This is a genomic window from Roseibium sp. (assembly GCF_965276855.1).
GTDB lineage: Bacteria > Pseudomonadota > Alphaproteobacteria > Rhizobiales > Stappiaceae > Roseibium.
The window spans coordinates 3,552,772-3,572,821 of the sequence record NZ_OZ255700.1 but is presented as its reverse complement, the minus strand read 5'-3'; the positions used below and the strand labels follow the sequence as shown (position 1 = coordinate 3,572,821).

Sequence of the window (20,050 nt, the reverse complement as noted above, 5' to 3'; positions counted from 1 at the left end):
CCAAGGCAGCCCCGGCGAACACTAGTGAGTTCGCCGAAGCAGCTTTCCTCCTGAATGATCAGGCAAGCTCCAGAACACGTTCAAACTCAGGTATCGCCATTGCTCGGCGCCCGGATTTTTGAGGTTGCCCAGCAACATAGACCTCCTCAACGACGCGATCATCGCCAAGCATTTGCAGGATAAACAGCTCTTCAGAGAGGTTTGATGCACGTTCCATACGCAGAGCCATCGCATCTGTGGCTTTGGAATTCAGCACGACCACATCGGCTTCCGTACCCGCATCCAGGGTTCCGATCTTGTCTTCCATGCCAAGCGCCACAGCATTGCCACGGGTTATCCAATGGAAGGCACGAAGTGGATGAAGTTTCTGGTCTTGCAGCTGCAGGATCTTGTAGCCTTCATTCAGCGTCTGAAGCATGGAATAACTGGTTCCGGCGCCAATATCTGTTGCAATGGCACTGACGATCCCCTTCTGGCGCATCCGTTCTTCATCGAAGAGACCACTGCCAAGAAAGAGGTTTGAGGTCGGACAGAACACCGGGCGCGATCCGGTTTCAGCCATCACGGCAACCTCGCGCGGCTCCAGATGGATCGAGTGACCGAGCAACATCTTGTCGCTCAGCAGACCATATCTCTGATAGATATCGAGATAGTCCCGCGCCTCCGGATAAAGCTCCAGTGTGTAGGCAATCTCGTTTTTATTCTCAGACAGATGCGTCTGCACGAAACAATCCGGATGTTCATGCACCAAGGCCCGCGCCATGTCCATTTGCTCCGGCGTTGAGGTGATCGCAAACCGGGGCGTAATCGCATAGCTCGCCCGCCCCTTGCCGTGCCATTTGGCGATCAGATCCTTGGTGTCATCATAGCCGCTTTGCGGTGTGTCACGCAGCCCGTCAGGTGCGTTCCGGTCCATCAGCACCTTACCGCCAATAACACGCATGTTACGCTGTGCGGCCTCTTCGAAATAGGCTTCCGCAGAGCCCTTGTGAACGGAACAATAGGCAACGGCAGTGGTGGTTCCATGGTTCGTAAGCAGGTCGAAAAACCGGCAGGCCATGGCCGCCGCATGGTCATCATCGGAAAACCGCGTCTCTTCCGGGAAGGTGTATGTATTCAGCCAGTCGAGCAGCTGTGCGCCCCAGGATGCGATCACCTGAACCTGCGGAAAATGGATGTGGGTGTCGATAAACCCGGCCATCAGCAGATGCGGGCGATGGTCGACGATCTCCGCCCCACTGGCATCGCCGATCAGATCGCTGAACTCGCCTCTCGCCCGGATCATTCCGTTTTCCATCAGCAATGCACCGTCTTCGATGTAATCGTAGGCGGACGTGTCTTCGGCTCCGAAAGGCTCCGCATTAAACGTCAAAAGGCGTCCCCGGAGCATCAGGCGATCAGATTGCATGGTCACATCTTTCTGAAGGTTTGGATGTCGGGGCAGAGTGCCTGCCCCGGCGTTTTTTTCAGTTTGGATTACTCGCCCGGTGCGGCTTGCGGGCGGGGCAGTCCTTCTGCTTCCGGCACAATCGCTTCTTCCTTATGGAAGATCGGATAGATGACCAGGAAGGCTGCTGCGATCAGATAGCCGAGGCTGACGGCGCCAAACTCGGGCAGATGCAAGGTCGCCGAATGGATCACGCCGAGCGAGGCCATCGCGAAGGCTGCAAAGGCAAAACCAGCAGCAATGCGGAACTTGCCATCAATGACGCTTGCAACGATTGCGCCCCAGATTAGTCCAGTCAGGATCGCGCCCTGGCTCAGGGCCAAATGCCCAGCGTAATGCGCGCCTTGTTGCATCAGTGCAGCCGTCAGCTCCGGCGAGCCCAGCGGCAGAACATCCTGAGCTCCAGTTGCGTTCAGCGCGCCCATCAAGGAACCCCATTTCACCACCAGAAACGCGGAGACATGCGGCATCATCGCGATCGTGACGGCCGCCATATGCTCAACCTTGACGGCATGCGCGGTGTTGGTGATGAGGCTGAGGGCAACGAACACCAGAACCGGCGCAGCTGCGGCAACTGGGATCAGATTGCTCAAGAAGGCGAGGAACCCAAACATGGCCGCCAGCGGAATGACAATGCCGACACCGATGATGTAACCGGAATGAGCCCCCATCCGCTTGTAGGCCGGGTGTCCAATATAGGCGGTGGTCGGGAACGGCGAACCGAACAGCGCACCCACCATGGTGCCAGCGCCATCTGTGATCTGACAGGCTGCGACCGGATAGTGATCCCCGGCTGCTTCCGCGCTTTCCACGTTGTTCATCGTTTCGATGAAGTTGTAGATCTGCACCGGCACCAGAACCAGGAACAGTTCCGGGTTTGCGAAGAGATGCTGGATCCCAGCAATCAGGTCGCCAAAGTAAGGCAGCGGCGGATAGAATCCCACGCCTTCAAAGCTGATCGAGGATTGCCCGATCAAGAGAGCAACGACCGTTCCGATGATCAGAGCCAACAACCCTGCCGGAATATTGAATGGCAGGCGGAACCGGCCAACCAGGCCCCACAGGATGATAATCATCGACGCGAAGCCGATGAACGGGTTCTCAAAGATCGTCGCCAGCGGAACCGAACCGATGAACACCAGGGCAATGCCGCACAAGGTGCCGAGCATGCCTGCGCGCGGTGTCACCTTTTTGAGCCATGGACCGATGATGGCGCCCAGCGCAGCGACGATACCACCAAGGAAACCGGCGCCGATACCAACCTGCCAGGCGAGAACCGGGTCGTTGGTCGACCAGTAAATCGGACCAATCACGCCGAAGAGATAGACGAACATCACCGGTGTCGAGATACCGTAGGGCAGAGCCGTCACATCCCGTCCGTGTTCCGCAGCGGCTCGCCGGGCCAACAGGACATAGACCGCAACTCCGGCAAGAATCGCCACAGCTGCACCCGGAATGATCCGGCCATAAACGATCTCTGCCGGCATTTGAAAGACGAACTGACAGATGCCCGCAAGCACCATCAGATTGACAAGGTTGTCGGTGAACAGTGCCCAAAAGGCGCTGAAATCGCCTCTTGAAAACAGTTTGTAGTCGGAACTCCCAACCCGCATACCGGGTCTCCTTTCAGTCAAAAAGGCACACCTCGCCTCTCCTCAGGCGCGGCAAGCCCATTGGTTCACTGCGCGGCTTCGAGCAGCGCAGCCTCCTCCCCGCTATCCGAGAGGTGCTGAACCGTCGTCAGGACGGTCAGCACTTCGGCAGCCACAAATGCAGCGATAATTTCCGGCCGTTTGTCCCGACTGGCTGTTGCCCCAATCGGGCAGGTCAGCTGGTCGATCGTCAGGCCGTCGCAATGGGTCCGACACCAGGAGCGCAGTTTCGCGCGTTTGGTGGCCGATCCAATCATTCCAACGTATGCGGCGTGCCCCAATTCCAGAGCCGCAGATGTCAAAAGAAAGTCGAGGCCATGGTCGTGGGTGAGCACGATGAAGGCGCTTTTGGGCGGCGCGTTGAACACATCCACCTCAGGCAGTGCGCGCAACCGTTTGTCGACCGTGGCCTCACACTTCTGCAGCTCCTCCTGGCGCATGTCGACCAAAACACATGTCACCGGAGCATGCTGAAGAAGATCAGCGATCGCGCGTCCGACATGCCCCGCACCCATAATGTAAACGTGCGGCTGCCCGGTCTTCTCCTTTCGGATCCGGTAGAGCGCTTCCTTGCGATCCGCCCGGCTCATCCAGCTCAAACGAAGGCGAACATGCCCGCCGCAGCATTGGCCGATTTCCGGCCCAAGCGGCACTTCCAGCGTGTCGCAGAGCTGGCGGGTCTCCAACATCTCTCTGCCACGGTCGATCGCAATTTGCTCCAGCCGCCCGCCGCCAATGGTCCCCTGGAGCATCTTTGCCCCGACGAACATCTCCGTTCCTGCTTCCCGTGGAGAAGATCCACGGACTTCAGTCACCTCGACGCGAATGATCGCGCTTTCTGCATCAAAAAACGCGGCCGCATTGGCAGAAAGCGCGGTCATGACATCAACCCCCTGCTTTCAGCCGTTCGACGGCCAGCAAAACCCGTTCCGGGGTGGCGGGCGCATCGAGACGCGGGCATTCCCGGTAATCGGTAACGCTGGCGACCGCCATCGATAGAGCTTCAAACACGGACACGCCGAGCATGAACGGCGGCTCGCCAACAGCCTTGGACCGTTTGATGGTCAGTTCCCGGTTCTCGGACCAGTCGGCCAGATTGACGTTGAAAACACGCGGCCGGTCGGAAGCCAGTGGGATCTTGTAAGTGGACGGCGCATGGGTGCGCAGGCGCCCGACTTTGTCCCACCACAGCTCCTCGGTCGTGAGCCAGCCCATTCCCTGAATGAACGCACCTTCTACCTGCCCCTTGTCGAGGACAGGGTTCAGAGACCGGCCGACATCATGCAAGATGTCGGACCGCTCCACCCGGTATTCCCCGGTCAGCGTATCGATGGAGACTTCCGAGCAGGAGGCGCCATAGGCGTAGTAATAGAACGGACGTCCCTTGCCGGCCGCGCGGTCCCAATGGATCTTCGGTGTCTTGTAGAACCCGGCAGCCGACAAGTGCACGCGGGCCATATAGGCTTTGCGAACCAGGGCGCTGAAGGATACGACGTCTTGACCGACCTGCACCATGTTGTTGCGGAAGATGACCGCCTCTGGCTCGACGGACCAATGTTCAGCGGCAAAGTCGGTCAACCGCGCTTTGAGCTGCTCAGCCGCATCGAGGGCCGCCATTCCGTTGAGATCAGTCCCGGAGGACGCAGCCGTCGCAGAGGTATTGGGAACTTTTTCAGTGGTGGTCTTTGTGATCTTGATGCGCTCAAAATCGACTTGCAAGGCATCGGCCACCACCTGCGCGACCTTGGTATTGAGCCCCTGGCCCATTTCCGTTCCACCGTGGTTCAGGTGGATCGAGCCGTCATTGTAGATGTGGATCAGCGCGCCGGCCTGATTGTACCAGGTGGCAGTGAAGGAGATGCCGAACTTAACCGGCGTCAGGGCGATCCCCTTCTTGATAACTTTTGAGGTCTTGTTGAAGGCGAGGATTGCGTTCCGGCGCGCCTGATATTCAGCCGTTTCCTCAAGCTCGGAAATCAGCCGCGGCAGGATGTTGTCTTCGACCTCCTGATGATACGGCGTGAGTGTCCGCCCATCCCCAGCCGCTCCATAAAAATTCGCCTTGCGGACTTCCAGAGGATCCCTGCCAAGCGCGTAGGCGATTTCCTCAATCATCCGTTCTGCTGCGACAACGCCTTGTGGACCGCCAAAGCCGCGGAACGCCGTGTTCGAAACCGTATTGGTTTTCATCGGACGGCTGCGCAAGCGGACATGCGGAAAGAAATAGGCATTGTCGGCATGAAACAGCGCGCGGTCGGTGACCGGACCTGACAGGTCCGCCGAGTAGCCGCAGCGCGCGGCAAAAACACCGTCGACGGCCTGGATGCGGCCGCACTCATCGAACGCGACATCATAATCGACCACGAAGTCGTGGCGCTTGCCAGTCGCGGTCATATCCTGATCCCGGTCGGGCCGGATTTTGACCGGGCAATTCCATTTCTTGGCCGCGACCGCGGCAACAGCGGCAAAGAGGTTCATCTGGCTTTCCTTGCCACCGAACCCGCCGCCCATGCGCCGGACGTTCACTGTTACCGCATTGGAGGGCACGCCAAGAACATGCGCGACCATGTGCTGGGCCTCGCTCGGGTGCTGGGTCGAGCAATGCACGACAACATCGTCATCTTCTCCCGGAATGGCGAAGGCGATATGCCCCTCCAGATACATGTGATCCTGGCCGCCGATCTTGATCTGACCCTTGATCCGGTGGTCTGCGCCAGAAAAACCTTGTTCGATTTCACCGCGCTCCAATTTGAGCGGTGATGTTACAAACGGGTGGCCTGCTTCCTGCGCTTCCAACGGATCAAGCGCATGCGGCAAGATTTCGTATTCGATCTTGGCCAGCTCTGCTGCCCGGCGCGCTGCGTTCCGGCTTTCGGCAACGACTGCAAAGAGGGGCTGGCCGTGGAATTCGGTTTTTTCCGTCGGGAAAACCGGCTCGTCTTTTAGGCCCGTCGGGCTGATGTCGTTCACGCCCGGAATGTCGTCTGCCGTCAGGACCCCGACCACGCCGGGAGCCGCCAACACAGCCGAAAAGTCCATGGATTTGATCATGCCATGCGCAACCGAAGAGACGCCCAAATAGGCATGCAATGTCCCCTGCGGCTCGCCGATGTCATCACAGTATTCGGCGCGGCCCGTGACATGCTTTTCCGCGCTGTCATGGTGCCGGTTGGTGTGAACTGTGCCGCTGACGGTTTGGGTCGCTTTGGTGATTGTGTCGTGTTTCATGGAACTCTCGTCATCAAGCGGACAGAAGATCGGCCGCTTCGGCAGACTGATCGTCATGGGCAAGGAAGAAGCGCTGCAAGAGATTGCGAGCGACGGTGATCCGGTATTCGGCGGACGCCCGCCAATCGGACAGCGGCTGGAAATCGGCCTCAAGCGCCTTGCCTGCGGCTGTGAAAGCGGCTCGTCCCCATGGCTGACCGGTCAGCGCGGCTTCCGCCGCAGCTGCGCGTTTCGGAGTACCGGCCATGCCGCCAAACGCCAGCCGGCATTCGGTAATCACACCGCTTTCCACCGTCACACTGATCCCGGCCGCGACAGAAGAAATATCCTCGTCGCGTCGCTTGGAGATCTTGTAGGCGCCGTGACGCTGAAGTTCAGATGCACGCGGGATCGAGATGCTTTCGACAAACTCACCTGGTGCACGATCCTGCTTGCCGTATTCGATGAAGAAGTCTTCCAGCGGCAACCAGCGTGTAACGCTACCTTTGCGCAGCTTAACCTCAGCCCCAAGTGCAATCAGGACTGGCGGCATATCCCCGATCGGTGACCCATTGGCAATGTTGCCACCAATCGTTCCCATATTGCGGACTTGCTGACCGGCAATCCGGTCCCAGTAAGCTTCAAGATGCGGGAAATCCTTGCAGAAGCTCTCCTGCGCTTCGGTGTATGTCACACCTGCCCCGATCTGCAGAGCGTTCTCAGTCACCATGATGGACTTGAGCTCTTCAAGGTGTGCAATGAAGACAGCCGGGCCTATGGGGCGCATGAACTTGGTGACCCACAGCCCGACATCCGTTGAACCAGCTACAATCGTCGCCTGGGGAATTTCAGCAAGGACGTCAGCGAGATCGTCAACGCTAGAAGGAACAACGGCACGGTTATCTTCCGGCCCGCAAACCACCCTGCGGCCATCCCGCAAGGCTGTGAGCCGATCCGTAATTGCCTCGCGTTCTTTTGTCAGAAAATCATTCGCCGGTGTGCCATACCGATTGGCAGCCATGGCAGCGGCGATGATCGGCTGATAACCGGTACAGCGACAGAGGTTCCCCTGGATCGCGGTTTCAACCTCTGCTTCCGTGGGCTCCGGATTTCCCATCCACAGCGCATAAAGGGACATCACAAAGCCCGGTGTGCAGAAGCCGCACTGGCTGCCGTGATAGTCGACCATGGCCTGTTGGATTGGATGCAATTGGCCGTTTTCGCCGCGCAGATGCTCGATGGAAACCACGTGACAACCGTTAAGCGACGCCATGAAGCGGATGCAGGCATTGACGGTCTCGTAGATCAACTGCCCATCTTGCAGTCTGCCGACCAGAACCGTGCATGCGCCACAATCGCCTTCCGCGCAACCTTCCTTGGTTCCCGTCAGCCGGCGATTCAGACGCAGAAAATCGAGTAGGGTCGCGTCGGCTTCAACATCCTTGATGGCGACGTTACGGCCGTTCAGAAGAAACCGGATTTCATTGCGGTGGTTCATTGCGTCCTCGGCAAGCTCTCATCTCGCCATGGACCGTACGGCCGCGTTCGCCTCTAAAAAATCTGGCTAAACCGGAAATTCTTTCAACAATCCATTGAAAATGCCTGTGCGATAATCGGGCTAGAACCACGCCATTGGACCAATGGTGCGGTTCGGAAGAATGATCGCGACCGGACACAGCTGAACGAGGGAGGACTGCTGATGGCCTATCTGGAAAGCCTGCGGGTCTTCACGCGGGTGGTTGAGCTCGGCAGCATAACAGCGGGCGGCCGGGATTTGCGGATGACACCAGCTGTTGCCAGCAAGCGGATCAAGGAGTTGGAGAAGCATCTTGGTGCCCGGTTGTTCAACAGAACGACCCGGTCCCTGACGCCGACAGAAGTCGGCAAGGTTTTCTACGAACATGCTGTCAAAGCTCTGGAATCCATAAATGATGCAGAGGCGGCGGTTGCGAGTTTCTCCGATATGCCGCGGGGTGTTTTACGGGTCACAGCGCCGCTCGGTGCAGGACGCCGGATCATCTCGCCGCTTGTGCCCAAATTTGTTGAACAGTTTCCAGCAACAGAAGTTCACATGCGTTTATCCGACCGTAAAGTCGACATCATGTCGGACGGTTTGGACGTTGCTTTCTTTATTGGCACGCCTGAAGATTCCAACTTGAAACTGCGGAAGATCGCCGATTGTCCGCGCGTTCTATGCGCTGCTCCAGGATATCTCGAAAAGCACGGTACACCCCAATCACCGGATGATCTTTTGAACGGCGCACACAACTGCCTTTTGCTGCGCTATCCGCATTCCCCGGAATATTTTTGGGTTCTGGAGACCAAAGAAGGACCGCGAAAACTGCAAGTCTCCGGAAAGTTCGACGCCGATCACAGCGACGTCCTGACGGATTGGGCCCTCAGCGGATACGGCATCGTCAACAAACCCCGGTTCGATGTTGCCGAGCACTTGCGGAGGGGAGATCTCGTGGAGATCTTGTCCGACACGCCACCACCGCCGACAATTTTCGGCTGCCTTTATCCGCACCGCCGTTTGCAGGATCCCAAAATCCGGCACTTTGTCGACTTTGTTATCAAGCATGCCGATCTCAGCGATCGCGCCACAGCAGCAGAATAAAACCAGAGGCAGGTCCCCTGCCTCTGGCTTCCTCAAAGCTGAAAACAATATCCGGTCAATCAGCTCCCGCGGTAAGTCGAATAGCTAAATGGCGAGACGAGGAGCGGGACGTGATAATGCGCTTCCTCCGACATGCCGAAGCGCAACGGGACGACGTCCAAGAACTTTGGGTCCGGCAGGGATGTTCCAGCTTCATCGAAATATGCGCCCACATGAAACTCGAGTTCATAAGTGCCGGTTTCGAATTCATCGGCCGGAAGTATGTGGCTGTCTGTCCTGCCATCACTATTCGTCACGAGGCTACGAACGAAAATACGGCTGTCACCGGAGATCCGGTAAAGGTCGATCTTGATCCCCTTGCCGGGACAGCCTTGGGCGGTGTCGAGAACATGGGTGGTTAGATATCCGGCCATAAGGCTCTCCTGAATAATCATTGTTGCCGCCAATCATGCTGAGCACAGGCCTTGTTTTGCACCAGCCGATATCCAAAAGCACCTTCTGATTTTACAAGAAAGTCAGAAGATTATTTTGCTTTATAAGAAAAATAATAGCAATTGTTAGACGGGTCAGAGAACATGCCTGGATCCCCGGATCACTTTTCCGGACGGAAACTACAGGCTCCGGTCGCCGATAATCCGGCAACCGGCTCCGATCCTGCGGGTGCAAGTAGATCAACGCCTTGCAGCGTGCTGTCCCCATCGACCTTCACTGCAACGACCAGAAAAGACCTGCGCACGGTTCTCTCACGCTATGCGCGAAGCAGGCTGCTCACCTTTTCAAAACCTGCCGTGCCGAGAGGGCTGGCAGTCACATCCGTGGGGATAACACCAGAACTGGTTTGAGATTCACAAAAAGGATGATCCCGGTCCATCAAACGAGACAGGGACATCCAATCGACCTTCAGAGGAGAAACCATGAGTAACACATCGATCGGATCGCCGGAGCAATTGCGCGATCCCAACTATACTCCGCCTTTGGCAAAGGCAATTCCGCTCGGGATCCAACACGTCCTGGCCATGTTTGTTTCAAACGTCACCCCCGCGATCATCGTGGCGGGAGCCGCCGGGTTCGGTTTTGGGTCGAATTCACCTGATTTTCCCGAGCTTCTCTATCTGATCCAGATGTCGATGCTGTTTGCCGGCGTGGCGACACTGCTCCAGACCATTACCTTGGGTCCGGTCGGCGCAGGGCTGCCAATTGTACAAGGCACATCCTTTGCCTTCCTGCCGATCATGATCCCGCTTGTCGCCGGCAAAGGCGTTGACGGGCTCGCCGCCGTCTTTGGCGGGGTCATCATCGGCGGCATGTTCCATGCGGTACTGGGTATGTTTATCGGCAAAATCCGCTTTGCCCTGCCGCCGCTTGTCACAGGATTGGTCGTTACGATGATCGGTCTGTCGCTGGTAAAGGTCGGGATCCAATATGCCGCCGGCGGTGTACCGGCCATCGGCACTCCGGAATACGGGTCTTTGCTCAACTGGTCTGCGGCGCTGGTGGTCATCTTCGTCACCCTTGGGCTCAAGTTCTATGCCAGAGGTATGTTGTCGGTTTCTGCAGTGCTGCTGGGCCTGATTGCAGGTTACATTTATGCCCTGATGACCGGGATGCTGACTGTGGACACCATTGCGTCTTCCTGGTCAAATGCCAGCGCATTCGCCCTGCCGCAACCTTTCAAATACGGGTTTGAAATCTCTGCAGCTGCGGTCATCGGCTTCTGTCTCATGGGCTTTGTTTCGGCAATCGAAACCGTAGGCGACGTCACCGGGATTACAAAAGGCGGTGCAGGCCGCGACGCAACGGACAAGGAAATTTCCGGTGCGACCTACGCCGATGGTCTGGGCAGCACCGTCGCCGGCTTGTTCGGCGGGTTTCCGAACACATCCTTCAGCCAGAACGTCGGCCTGATCGCCATGACCGGTGTCATGAGCCGGCATGTCGTAACATGCGGCGCCATTTTCCTGATCATCTGCGGGCTGGTGCCGAAGGTCGGCGGTTTGATCCGCACAGTCCCGATTGAGGTTCTTGGCGGCGGCGTTATCGTCATGTTCGGAATGGTTGTCGCTGCGGGTGTCTCAATGCTCTCAGATGTAAACTGGAATCGCCGCAATATGGTAATCTTCGCGATTGCACTGACAATTGGACTGGGTCTTAAGCTGGAACCGGGCGCGCTGCAGCATATGCCGGATACAGCCCGGATCTTGCTGACAACGGGGCTTCTACCCGCAGCAGCGATCGCCATTGTCCTTAATCTGATCCTTCCAGATGAACTGTCCGAAGAAGCGACCGAAGAAGTTTCCGGCGGCATGGCCGGCCATGGCAAAGGTTCTCTGCCGGCGGAGTAATCCGAGTGCGTAAGAACCCACGAAATCGATTGGGCCGCTTCTGCGGCCCTTTTCTTTTTGGCACTCAGTATCTCAGTAAATTCGGCTGCCCTTGTGATCAGCCCTATTCTTCTTGATCATTCACTTTGGCCCGGGATCAAGTCCGGGGAGGCGCCAGACTGAAAGCATCACCAATGAAATCCGCACCAACAAAAAAGAGGGCCAGCGTTTCCGCTGGCCCCAGGCGAGGTTCTTGGAAAATTGATTTGGCCGACCCCTGTTAGAAATCAACGTTGATCGCGACACCCTTTTCGATCGCTAGGTCGACAACCGCTGAAGCAACAGCCAAGTCCTGCAAACCAACACCCGTACCGTCGAACAGGGTGATTTCATCCTCTGACGTCCGGCCTTTATGATTGCCATTGATGACAGCGCCAATCTCGTTGATGTCACTCTGCGATATCAACCCGCTTGCAACTGCATGCTGGCACTCGCCGATGGTCGAGGACTGGGCGACTTCATCCGTGAAAACGGTGGCCGTGGCCACCAGTTCAGCTTCGACTTCCTGTTTGCCTTTGGTGTCTGTCCCCATGCACGCAAGATGCGTTCCGGATGTGACCTGCGCTGCTTTAAGGATCGGGTCGAAGCTGGATGTGATGGAAATGACCACATCGGCTTCCGCCCCCAGACGATCAAGATCCACGGCCTCGAATGGCAAATCAAGTTCAGCCGCCGTCTCTTCCAACCGGGACAGCATTTCAGGATGCAGGTTCCAGCCGATCACCTTTTCAAATGTACGCTGTTCGGCAGCCGCCCGCATTTGAAACGCGGATTGGTGACCTGCGCCGATCATACCAAGAACCTTGGCCTCCTTGCGCGCCAAGTGCTTGATCGAGACGGCAGAAGCAGCCGCCGTGCGCAGTGCCGTCAACAGATTGCCGCCGACAACCGCTTTGGCCTTGCCGGTGTCCGCATCAAACAAAAACACCGTTGATTGGTGGTTGGTTAGGCCCTTGTCGGCATTGCCCGGCCAATACCCGCCGGATTTCAGGCCCAATGCCAGCGAGGACCGGTCAAAGCCGGATTTGAAACCATAAAGTGCATCCGCATGCCCGATGGCTTCGCGGATGACCGGAAAGTTATATGCAGCGCCGCTCGACATGGCAGCGAATACGCTTTCGACTGCCTCAAAAGCTTCGGCCCGCCCCAGAAGGGCTGGTATTTCCTTTTCAGGAACAATGATCATAGGTGTCTCCACAAATAAGCCGAGCCCGCTCGGGGCTCAGCCATATCGAACAACGTGATGGATCAGTAAGCCTTGCCGCGGGCGGAGACCGGCCAGACCGTCTCAACCTTGCCATTGCGGACCCCAACGTACCAATCATGGACATTGGCCGTCGGGTCGCAGTGGCCCGGGACAAGCTTCAGCTTCTCGCCAACCTTCAAGACACCATCTGGATCGGCAATCACCCCATGCTCGTCCGAGCATTTGACGTATTCAACATCAGATCTACCGAAAATGAAGGGCAGACCACTGTCGACCGACTGGGCTTTCAAACCGGCATCGCAGATCGCCTTGTCGGCCTTTGCGTGGCTCATCACCTGGGTGAGAATGAAGAACGCATTCTCCCACTCGCCCTGGTCAATGCGGTTGCCCTCCTTGTCCAGGATCCGGCCATAGTCCGCATCCATGAAAGCATACGACCCGCACTGCAGCTCGTTGTAGACACCTGAATTGGATTCAAAATAGTAGGACCCCGTGCCGCCACCGGAGACCAGTTCCGGCTCCAGACCGGCCGCTTTCAATCCTGCGACTGCATGCTTGACCATGGCAATGGCAACGTCGAGCTTCTCCTTGCGCGCCTCGTATGTATCGAGATGCTGCATGGCCCCCTGATAGGCCTGAATGCCGGTGAATTTCAGCCCTTGAGCTGCATCAACGGCCTTTGCGATTTCAACAACCGCCTCTGTCGTCGTCACACCGCAGCGGCCGGCACCGCAGTCGATTTCAATGAAGACTTCCAGCGTCGTCCCAGCCTCGACTGCTGCTGCCGAGAGTTCGGCAACGTTGTCGATATCATCGACACAAACCAAAGTGCGGGCACCGAGCTTCGGCAACTGCGCCAAGCGCTTAATCTTCGCCGGGTCGCGCACCTGGTTGGACACGAGAACATCCTTGATGCCGCCGCGTGCAAAAACCTCGGCTTCGCTCACCTTCTGGCAGCAAACGCCGACGGCTCCGCCCAGGCGTTCCTGCAATTTGGCGACATCGACGGACTTGTGCATCTTGCCGTGGACCCGGTGGCGCATACCATGCGCCTTGGCGTAGTCGCCCATCTTCTTGATGTTGCGCTCCAGTGCATCCAAATCGAGCACCAGGCATGGCGTTTGGATGTCCGCTTCGTCCATACCCGGGACAGCCGGAACGTCGTACCCAACCTCAAGTTTTTCAAATCCAGTAACAGCGTTCATTTTTTTCTCCGAGAAGGCTTTAGAGGGTCCAAGGGAGTTTGTTCAGGTCGACGTTGCCGCCGGTGATGATGACACCAACGCGCTTGCCCGCGAAGATGTGCCTATTCTTCAAGATTGTCGCGAGCGGCACCGCGGAGGACGGCTCCATGACAATTTTCATGCGCGCCCAGGTCAGCCGCATGGCCTCAACAATCTCCTGCTCCGACGCCGTCAAGACGTCCGAGACGTCGTTGGAGACAAAGTGCCAAGTCAGATCTTTCAGCGGTACTTTCAGGCCGTCTGCAACCGTGCTTGGAGCATCATCCGCGATGATGTGACCGGCGCGAAAGCTGCGCGCTGCATCGTCCGCCTGTTCCGGCTCAGCTGCGAAGATCTTTACCTCCGGCGCTAGGTTCGACAGGGTCAGGCATGTACCAGACACCATGCCACCGCCACCAATCGGCGCGATCACCATGTCGAGACCGTCAGTCTGTTCCATCAGTTCCTTGGAACAGGTTCCCTGCCCCGCGATCACACGGTGGTCATTGTAGGGATGCACGAATTCAGCGCCGGTCTTTTTCTCCACTTCGGCGAAAACGGCTTCCCGGCTGGAGGTCGACGGTTCGCATTCGGTGATGATGCCGCCATAGCCGCGAACGGCATCCTTCTTGGCCTGCGGCGCTGTGCGCGGCATGACCACATGGCACGGAATACCCCGGCGACCCGCCGCATAAGATAGGCTTAGCGCATGATTGCCAGAGCTATGTGTGGCAACACCCGCTTTCGCCGTCTCTTCATCGAGGCCGAAGACCGCGTTGGACGCGCCGCGAACCTTAAAGGCACCGGCTTTCTGAAAATTTTCACACTTGAAGAACAGCTCGGCGCCGGTCAGGTCGTTCAAAAACGACGACGTCAGAACCGGGGTGCAATGCACGTGCGGCTTGATCCGTTCATGTGCAACCAGCATGTCTTCCAGGGTTGGAATGCAGGAGTTCAGAGCGTCGGTTTTCATGCGGCCTCCTTTGAGGAAACGGCCTCCTCGGTGCGGTAATAGTCTTGAGCCGCGGCAACGCCTGAGCCCAGTTTGATGGAAAGACCCAGATCTGCCATGACCATTTCCGCTGTTGCCAAACCAGAGAGAGTCATGACGTCGGTTAGGCTGCCGAGGTGCCCGATCCGGAAGACCTTGCCGGCCACTTCCCCGAGGCCAACGCCAAACGCTACACCGTATTTCCCGGCTGCATGGGTGACGATGTCGGTGGCGTTGAAGCCCTCGGGGGTTCGAATGGCGCTGACCGTGTCGGAATAGACATCACGGGATCCCGCACAAAGCTGAAGCCCCCAGGCATGGACAGCCGCGCGCACGCCTTCTGCGATCCTATGGTGCCGGGCAAACACATTATCCAGTCCTTCGGATAACAGCATGCCACAGCTGGTTTTCAGGCCGTTGAGCAGTCCGACTGCTGGTGTATAGGGGTAGGCATCGACCGCATAAGACTTCCGCATGTCGCGAATATCGAAGAAAGTTCGCGGCAGCTTCGCCTTGTCGACAGCCGCCTGCGCCTTGGGTGACAATCCGACGATTGCCAGGCCTGCCGGCAGCATGAAACCCTTCTGCGATCCCGCGACAGCGGCATCGACGCCCCATTCATCCATGCGGAAGTCCATAGACGCGATGGAGCTGACGCCGTCGACATAAAGCAGCGCCGGATGCTTGGCATTATTGAGCGCCCGGCGGACAGCCGCAATGTCCGATTTAACGCCCGTTGCCGTCTCATTATGCGTCGCAAGCACTGCCTTGATTTCATGATGCGTGTCTGCAGCCAGGATTTCTTCATAGCGATCCGCTGGCAAACCGGTTCCCCACGGCGCATCAACAATCACAACATCCAGCCCGTGACGCTGACAAAGGTCGATCCAGCGGTGCGAAAACATGCCGTTGCGAGCAGCCAAGATCTTGTCACCCGGGCTCAGTGTGTTCGTGATCACCGTTTCCCATCCACCGGTACCGGTCGATGGAAAGATGAAAACCTCTGCAAGTTCGCTTTTGAGTATCTTTTTTACACCCGACAGTGCCGGCTGGAGTATTTCGCCAAACAGCGGTGATCGGTGATCCAGTGTCGGCATATCGCACGCCTTGCGAAGCGCTTCGGGCATATTCGTCGGACCTGGAATAAAAACAGGATTTTGAAAGCTCATGGCCGTTTCCTCTCACGGTTTCATAAAACGGTACCGGAGTGCAGCTAGAGCGTGCAATTTTTTTAAAAAACTTTTTTAAAAGTCAAATTCCAACGAAACATCAATATTGTCAGATAGATAAATTTTTCATATGATGAATTAGTTTTTCAATAATATGTTGAGACAGTCTCATGCTGGAACGCGAAAACGACTTGATCACCGGGAGAAAGGCACGGGGCCGGCCGCGCGCCTGGGACGACAAGAGCGGTCAGAACACCATCAAATCACTCGATCGGGCAATGGCGGTTTTCGAGCACTTAAGCACCCAGTCCGGTGTCTCCTTGTCGGCGCTCTCCGACCAGACCGGAGAATCTACTGCGACGCTCTACCGGATCCTGTTTACGCTTGAAACGCGTGGGTTGGTCGAGTTCGACCAGGCCCAGCAACTCTGGCACATCGGGCCCGCGGCCTTTATCGTGGGGGCCCGCTTCCTACGCCGCACCAGTCTTGTTGAGCGGGCGCGGCCAATCCTGCGGGAGCTCATGGAAGAGACAGGCGAAACCGCCAATCTCGGCATACAAAAAGGAGATCAGGTGCTGTTCGTTAGTCAGGTGGAAACGCATGCCAGCATCCGGGCCTTCTTTCCGCCGGGCTCCTTGTCTCCACTGCATGCGTCCGGGATTGGCAAGGCCCTTCTCGCCTTCATGCCTGGAACTCAGTGTGAGAAGATCCTGAAGAGCTCCAAGCGGGATAGGTTTACCAGGTACACATTATGCGACGCACCGCTCCTGAAAGCCGATCTGGCCCAAACGCAAACACGCGGCTATTCGATTGACGGGGAGGAGAAAAACCTCGGCATGCGCTGCATTGCAGCGCCGGTCTTCAACCACTATGGCGAGATCGCGGCCGGCTTGTCGATCTCGGGACCAACAAGCCGGGTAACAGAGGACAAAATCCAGAGCTTTGGCTCCGCTGTCATGAGTGCAGCAGGGCGGCTGACATCAGCACTCGGCGGAGAACCGCTCATTGAAACATCGGGTCGTTGAGCCCGATGTCTGCCGCAGAAGCGCCTCTGCCATACCCATTGTGGTAAGCGGTGAAGGGCACATCAAATTCCCGAACGGTGTAAAGCCCGATCTTGAAGTAATAGCCGTTGACCTCTTGGTCGGTATAGCCAGTCGGTCCGTTGTAGCGGATGAACTCTTCCCAGACGCCATTTGTGCAAGCCAAATCGATGGGTTGGCACTGACGCCGCCAACCGACAATTTCACCATCATCTTGAGGCGACCAGACGACTTTGTAAGCGTATTCGTGAAACACCTCGCGCTGCAATTCCGGCTGCGAATGAAGGATCTCACCGTCACCCTTCTTGGTTCCAAGTTTATTGATGCGCTCACCGTTCCATAAGGTGACAACAAACCGGCCATCCCAGAGGCGATGGGACAAGGGCGGCCGCAGGCTTTCCTGACCTTCATTCACCCGCTCGTGCCATTGCGCCATCACCAATCGGTGCTTTGCCTCCATTGGAAAATCACCGGGCAGCAGCGTTGAGAACCGGTACCAGGTTTCATCCCCGTTTTTGGCAACATGCATGTCGCGCAGTTCAGCTCGGGTACCGGATGAAATCTTTTTATCATCAGGAGATATCGTAAACTTGATGGCCGCGATGCTTTCTCCGGGCAGGTCAATTTCGACAAGTTCCGCAGAATTGCAGTCCACCAGCCGCTTGACGCTGATGTCCTTGGGAACGTCTGCGGGGTCAATATCGCATTTGATGGATTCCTCGGTGACCACGACCGGAACACCTTCGATCACCACCTCTTCTTGAGCCGCCAACACACCACCGGCTGCACAAAACAAAGAGACAAAAACACCGGCAAGCCGGGTCCAAATCAGCTGAAACCTCAGAAAAACTGTGTTTGGCATTCGCAATCCACCCATCAAATACACCTGCGACCCGGCGTCGCTTTCCGGCAAGGGTAAGAACATCCCTTTGATCACACAAGCTGCAACCATAACTTGGCGCTTATCCGGTTGGCAGTGACACACGAAACTGGGACTCAGTAAAATTTGCTTTCAGCATCGCGGGACACACGCGTACCAACAGCATCACTGGCAACCGCGTCGACAACTTCTATGCCCGTATCAACACCAATGACATGCACATGAACATTGTGCTGTTTGGCCAAGACTAAAGCCGAACGATCCATGAACCCCAAGGAGTTGGTGATCGCGGTTTCAATAGAGAGTGTCCGATATCGTTTTGCGTCCGGGTTAGTCTTCGGATCGCTGTCGTAGACCCCATCAATCCCATTTTTCAGACAGAGAACACTGGCACATTCCAGCTCCACTGCACGCTGGACTGACGGATAATCTGTGGTCACGAAAGGCTGTCCGATCCCACCACTCAGGATCACGAGCCGGCCTTTTTCCAGATGCCGCAGAGCCCGCCGGCGGATGTATTTCTCGCCAATTGCCGGTATATCGACGGCCGACATCAGCCGGACTTCGATGTCCGATGTTGCTTCCACCTTTGCCCGAAGAAGAATGCCATTCGCGATGGTCCCGAGCATGCCAACATTGTCCGCTTCGACATGCTCAATGTTCCAATCTGAGGAGCTGGTGCCCCGGAATATGTTTCCGCCACCGACAACAACCGCAACTTCGTGACCACTTTCAGCGAGCGCAACGAGGTGAGAACACACTCTGGTGATCGCAGCGTCCGAAAAGACACCTGCGGATCCTTCGGCCAGTGCTTCACCGCTTACTTTGACCAACAGTCTCATCGCGCCACCCCTGTCTTGGACCAATCAAAGCGACGGCATCGGAAGTGACGCCGTGTGTCAACCACAGCCGGAACATTTGGCAAGGCCTAGTGTTCTTTGGGAGCGTAGTCTGCCGGATCGACAAGCCTCGGCCGGCCATCAATCGCAAGACGTGTCTGACGGGGTTCGGATGTTGCGATCACCTTGCCGAATTTGACAACTGCCAACCGGGCGGCCTTGAGCCGGATCGCCTCAATTGTATCGCGCGCTTGCAGAAGCACAAAATCTGCCTTGCAGCCCTTCTCCAGACCGTACCCTTTTAGCCCCATCGCTTTTGCTGGATGGCTGGTCACACAGTCATAACAATAGCGGATCGCCTCACGGCTGGTCATCTGAGCCACGTGCAGGCCCATACTCGCGACTTCCAGCATGTCTCCAGAACCCATAGAGTACCAAGGGTCCATCACGCAGTCATGACCAAAGGCGACGTTGATGCCATAGGAGCGCATTTCCGGAACGCGCGTCTGGCCCCGCCGTTTCGGATAGGTGTCATGCCTTCCCTGAAGCGTGATGTTGATCAGCGGGTTCGCGATCGCATGCACCTCAGCCTCAGCGATCAACGGCAAAAGTTTTGAGACATAGTAATTGTCCATGGAATGCATCGAGGTCAGATGCGAGCCGGCCACCTTGCCCTTCAAACCCAGTCTCTGCGTTTCATAGGCGAGCGTCTCGATGTGCCGGGACATCGGGTCATCGGTCTCGTCGCAATGCATGTCGACCATCAAGCCCCGCTCGGCCGCAATTTCGCAAAGACGGCGCACCGACTTCGCTCCATCGTCCATAGTCCGCTCGAAATGCGGAATGCCACCAACGATATCAACGCCCATGTCGAGCGCTTTCAGAAGGTTTGTTTCAGCACTCGGTGAGCGGTAAAGGCCATCCTGCGGGAAGGCGACCAGCTGAAGATCGATGTAGTCCTTAACTTTTTCGCGCACTTCCAACAGGCCTTGAACGCCGGTGAGCTTGTCATCACACACATCGACATGGGTGCGGATGGCAAGCAGTCCCTGAGACACAGCGAGATCGCAGTATCTCAATGCCCGTTCGACCACGGCGTCGACGGTCAGGATTTCTTTCAGCTCGCCCCAGAGCGCAATGCCTTCCAAAAGTGTGCCGCTCTGGTTCATGCGCGGCAGACCAAGAGACAAGGTCGCATCCATGTGAAAATGACTGTCGACGAAGGGCGGAGACACCAGCTTACCAGTGGCATCGATCACCTTACCCGCGTACGCAGTAATTCCGGCCTCGACGGCCGCAATCCGACCGTCCTTACAGGCAATGTCCATTCCGGTCTGGCCATCCGGCAAGTTTGCGTTTTTAACGAGTAGATCGAAGGACATCGAAGAACACCT

The 20,050-nt window shown here is 56.9% G+C and carries 17 protein-coding genes; 3 read left to right on the top strand and 14 right to left on the bottom strand.

Features of this window, described 5'->3' with window-relative positions:
- Positions 1-58: 58 nt before the first annotated feature.
- The 5 genes from guaD to xdhA form a co-directional block, all read right to left on the bottom strand.
- Positions 59-1,408, bottom strand: coding sequence for a guanine deaminase (gene guaD, locus ACQY4Z_RS16525; protein ID WP_428523034.1), 1,350 nt, complete (start codon positions 1,406-1,408; stop codon positions 59-61).
- A 68-nt stretch (positions 1,409-1,476) separates the two neighbouring features.
- Positions 1,477-3,060, bottom strand: a complete 1,584-nt coding sequence (locus ACQY4Z_RS16520) for a xanthine/uracil/vitamin C permease (RefSeq protein WP_428523032.1) — start codon at positions 3,058-3,060, stop codon at positions 1,477-1,479.
- 65 nt (positions 3,061-3,125) lie between these two features.
- Entirely contained in the window at positions 3,126-3,980 is an 855-nt protein-coding gene (xdhC, locus tag ACQY4Z_RS16515) for a xanthine dehydrogenase accessory protein XdhC (RefSeq protein ID WP_428523030.1), read from the bottom strand.
- 4 nt (positions 3,981-3,984) lie between these two features.
- The gene (xdhB, locus tag ACQY4Z_RS16510) at positions 3,985-6,327 is read right to left on the bottom strand and encodes a xanthine dehydrogenase molybdopterin binding subunit (protein ID WP_428523028.1); all 2,343 of its coding nucleotides are present in this window, start codon (positions 6,325-6,327) and stop codon (positions 3,985-3,987) included.
- A 13-nt stretch (positions 6,328-6,340) separates the two neighbouring features.
- Complete coding sequence (xdhA, locus tag ACQY4Z_RS16505; RefSeq protein WP_428523026.1) at positions 6,341-7,804, bottom strand: xanthine dehydrogenase small subunit; 1,464 nt, start codon at positions 7,802-7,804, stop codon at positions 6,341-6,343.
- A 201-nt stretch (positions 7,805-8,005) separates the two neighbouring features.
- Between xdhA and ACQY4Z_RS16500 the strand changes: the two genes are divergently transcribed.
- Positions 8,006-8,923, top strand: coding sequence for a LysR substrate-binding domain-containing protein (locus ACQY4Z_RS16500; RefSeq protein ID WP_428523024.1), 918 nt, complete (start codon positions 8,006-8,008; stop codon positions 8,921-8,923).
- Positions 8,924-8,982: 59 nt separating this feature from the next.
- Here ACQY4Z_RS16500 and uraH read toward each other — a convergent pair whose 3' ends face one another.
- Positions 8,983-9,336, bottom strand: a complete 354-nt coding sequence (uraH, locus tag ACQY4Z_RS16495; RefSeq protein WP_428523022.1) for a hydroxyisourate hydrolase — start codon at positions 9,334-9,336, stop codon at positions 8,983-8,985.
- 179 nt (positions 9,337-9,515) lie between these two features.
- Entirely contained in the window at positions 9,516-9,659 is a 144-nt protein-coding gene (locus tag ACQY4Z_RS16490) for a hypothetical protein (RefSeq protein WP_428523020.1), read from the bottom strand.
- A 178-nt stretch (positions 9,660-9,837) separates the two neighbouring features.
- On the opposite strand from ACQY4Z_RS16490, the gene ACQY4Z_RS16485 reads away from it, so the two are divergent.
- Positions 9,838-11,265, top strand: a complete 1,428-nt coding sequence (locus ACQY4Z_RS16485; RefSeq protein ID WP_428523018.1) for a uracil-xanthine permease family protein — start codon at positions 9,838-9,840, stop codon at positions 11,263-11,265.
- A gap of 259 nt (positions 11,266-11,524) precedes the next feature.
- Here the strand turns inward: ACQY4Z_RS16485 and bhcD are convergent, their stop codons facing one another.
- The 4 genes from bhcD to bhcA form a co-directional block, all read right to left on the bottom strand.
- Complete coding sequence (bhcD, locus tag ACQY4Z_RS16480; RefSeq protein ID WP_428523016.1) at positions 11,525-12,490, bottom strand: iminosuccinate reductase BhcD; 966 nt, start codon at positions 12,488-12,490, stop codon at positions 11,525-11,527.
- 62 nt (positions 12,491-12,552) lie between these two features.
- The gene (gene bhcC, locus ACQY4Z_RS16475; RefSeq protein ID WP_428523014.1) at positions 12,553-13,716 is read right to left on the bottom strand and encodes a 3-hydroxy-D-aspartate aldolase BhcC; all 1,164 of its coding nucleotides are present in this window, start codon (positions 13,714-13,716) and stop codon (positions 12,553-12,555) included.
- A gap of 19 nt (positions 13,717-13,735) precedes the next feature.
- A complete protein-coding gene (bhcB, locus tag ACQY4Z_RS16470; RefSeq protein ID WP_428523012.1) occupies positions 13,736-14,707 on the bottom strand; it encodes a beta-hydroxyaspartate dehydratase BhcB in 972 nt (323 codons plus the stop codon).
- Positions 14,704-15,894 (bottom strand): L-aspartate--glyoxylate aminotransferase BhcA, encoded by a 1,191-nt coding sequence (gene bhcA / locus ACQY4Z_RS16465; RefSeq protein ID WP_428523010.1) that lies wholly within the window; start codon positions 15,892-15,894, stop codon positions 14,704-14,706. Before bhcA ends, bhcB begins: the two co-directional genes overlap by 4 nt.
- A gap of 170 nt (positions 15,895-16,064) precedes the next feature.
- Between bhcA and bhcR the strand changes: the two genes are divergently transcribed.
- Positions 16,065-16,919 carry an HTH-type transcriptional regulator BhcR gene (gene bhcR / locus ACQY4Z_RS16460; RefSeq protein WP_428523008.1) on the top strand — a complete coding sequence of 285 codons (855 nt, stop codon included), beginning with the start codon at positions 16,065-16,067 and terminating at the stop codon, positions 16,917-16,919.
- Here bhcR and ACQY4Z_RS16455 read toward each other — a convergent pair.
- The 3 genes from ACQY4Z_RS16455 to ACQY4Z_RS16445 form a co-directional block, all read right to left on the bottom strand.
- The gene (locus ACQY4Z_RS16455) at positions 16,897-17,799 is read right to left on the bottom strand and encodes a heparin lyase I family protein (RefSeq protein ID WP_428523006.1); all 903 of its coding nucleotides are present in this window, start codon (positions 17,797-17,799) and stop codon (positions 16,897-16,899) included. The genes bhcR and ACQY4Z_RS16455 overlap by 23 nt on opposite strands.
- Positions 17,800-17,933: 134 nt before the next feature.
- Complete coding sequence (locus ACQY4Z_RS16450; RefSeq protein WP_428523004.1) at positions 17,934-18,659, bottom strand: uridine monophosphate kinase; 726 nt, start codon at positions 18,657-18,659, stop codon at positions 17,934-17,936.
- 86 nt (positions 18,660-18,745) lie between these two features.
- Positions 18,746-20,038: an amidohydrolase family protein gene (locus tag ACQY4Z_RS16445; protein WP_428523002.1), complete on the bottom strand. Its 1,293-nt coding sequence runs from the start codon at positions 20,036-20,038 to the stop codon at positions 18,746-18,748.
- Positions 20,039-20,050 lie beyond the last annotated feature (12 nt).

Coding starts and splice junctions, on each gene's coding strand:
- uraH (WP_428523022.1), bottom strand. CDS start 9,336: ATGGCCGGATATCTAACCACCCATGTTCTCGACACCGCCCAAGGCTGT.
- bhcR (WP_428523008.1), top strand. CDS start 16,065: ATGCTGGAACGCGAAAACGACTTGATCACCGGGAGAAAGGCACGGGGC.
- xdhB (WP_428523028.1), bottom strand. CDS start 6,327: ATGAAACACGACACAATCACCAAAGCGACCCAAACCGTCAGCGGCACA.
- bhcB (WP_428523012.1), bottom strand. CDS start 14,707: ATGAAAACCGACGCTCTGAACTCCTGCATTCCAACCCTGGAAGACATG.
- ACQY4Z_RS16485 (WP_428523018.1), top strand. CDS start 9,838: ATGAGTAACACATCGATCGGATCGCCGGAGCAATTGCGCGATCCCAAC.
- ACQY4Z_RS16500 (WP_428523024.1), top strand. CDS start 8,006: ATGGCCTATCTGGAAAGCCTGCGGGTCTTCACGCGGGTGGTTGAGCTC.
- ACQY4Z_RS16450 (WP_428523004.1), bottom strand. CDS start 18,659: ATGAGACTGTTGGTCAAAGTAAGCGGTGAAGCACTGGCCGAAGGATCC.
- guaD (WP_428523034.1), bottom strand. CDS start 1,408: ATGCAATCTGATCGCCTGATGCTCCGGGGACGCCTTTTGACGTTTAAT.
- bhcD (WP_428523016.1), bottom strand. CDS start 12,490: ATGATCATTGTTCCTGAAAAGGAAATACCAGCCCTTCTGGGGCGGGCC.
- xdhC (WP_428523030.1), bottom strand. CDS start 3,980: ATGACCGCGCTTTCTGCCAATGCGGCCGCGTTTTTTGATGCAGAAAGC.
- bhcA (WP_428523010.1), bottom strand. CDS start 15,894: ATGAGCTTTCAAAATCCTGTTTTTATTCCAGGTCCGACGAATATGCCC.
- ACQY4Z_RS16455 (WP_428523006.1), bottom strand. CDS start 17,799: ATGCCAAACACAGTTTTTCTGAGGTTTCAGCTGATTTGGACCCGGCTT.
- xdhA (WP_428523026.1), bottom strand. CDS start 7,804: ATGAACCACCGCAATGAAATCCGGTTTCTTCTGAACGGCCGTAACGTC.
- bhcC (WP_428523014.1), bottom strand. CDS start 13,716: ATGAACGCTGTTACTGGATTTGAAAAACTTGAGGTTGGGTACGACGTT.
- ACQY4Z_RS16445 (WP_428523002.1), bottom strand. CDS start 20,038: ATGTCCTTCGATCTACTCGTTAAAAACGCAAACTTGCCGGATGGCCAG.
- ACQY4Z_RS16520 (WP_428523032.1), bottom strand. CDS start 3,060: ATGCGGGTTGGGAGTTCCGACTACAAACTGTTTTCAAGAGGCGATTTC.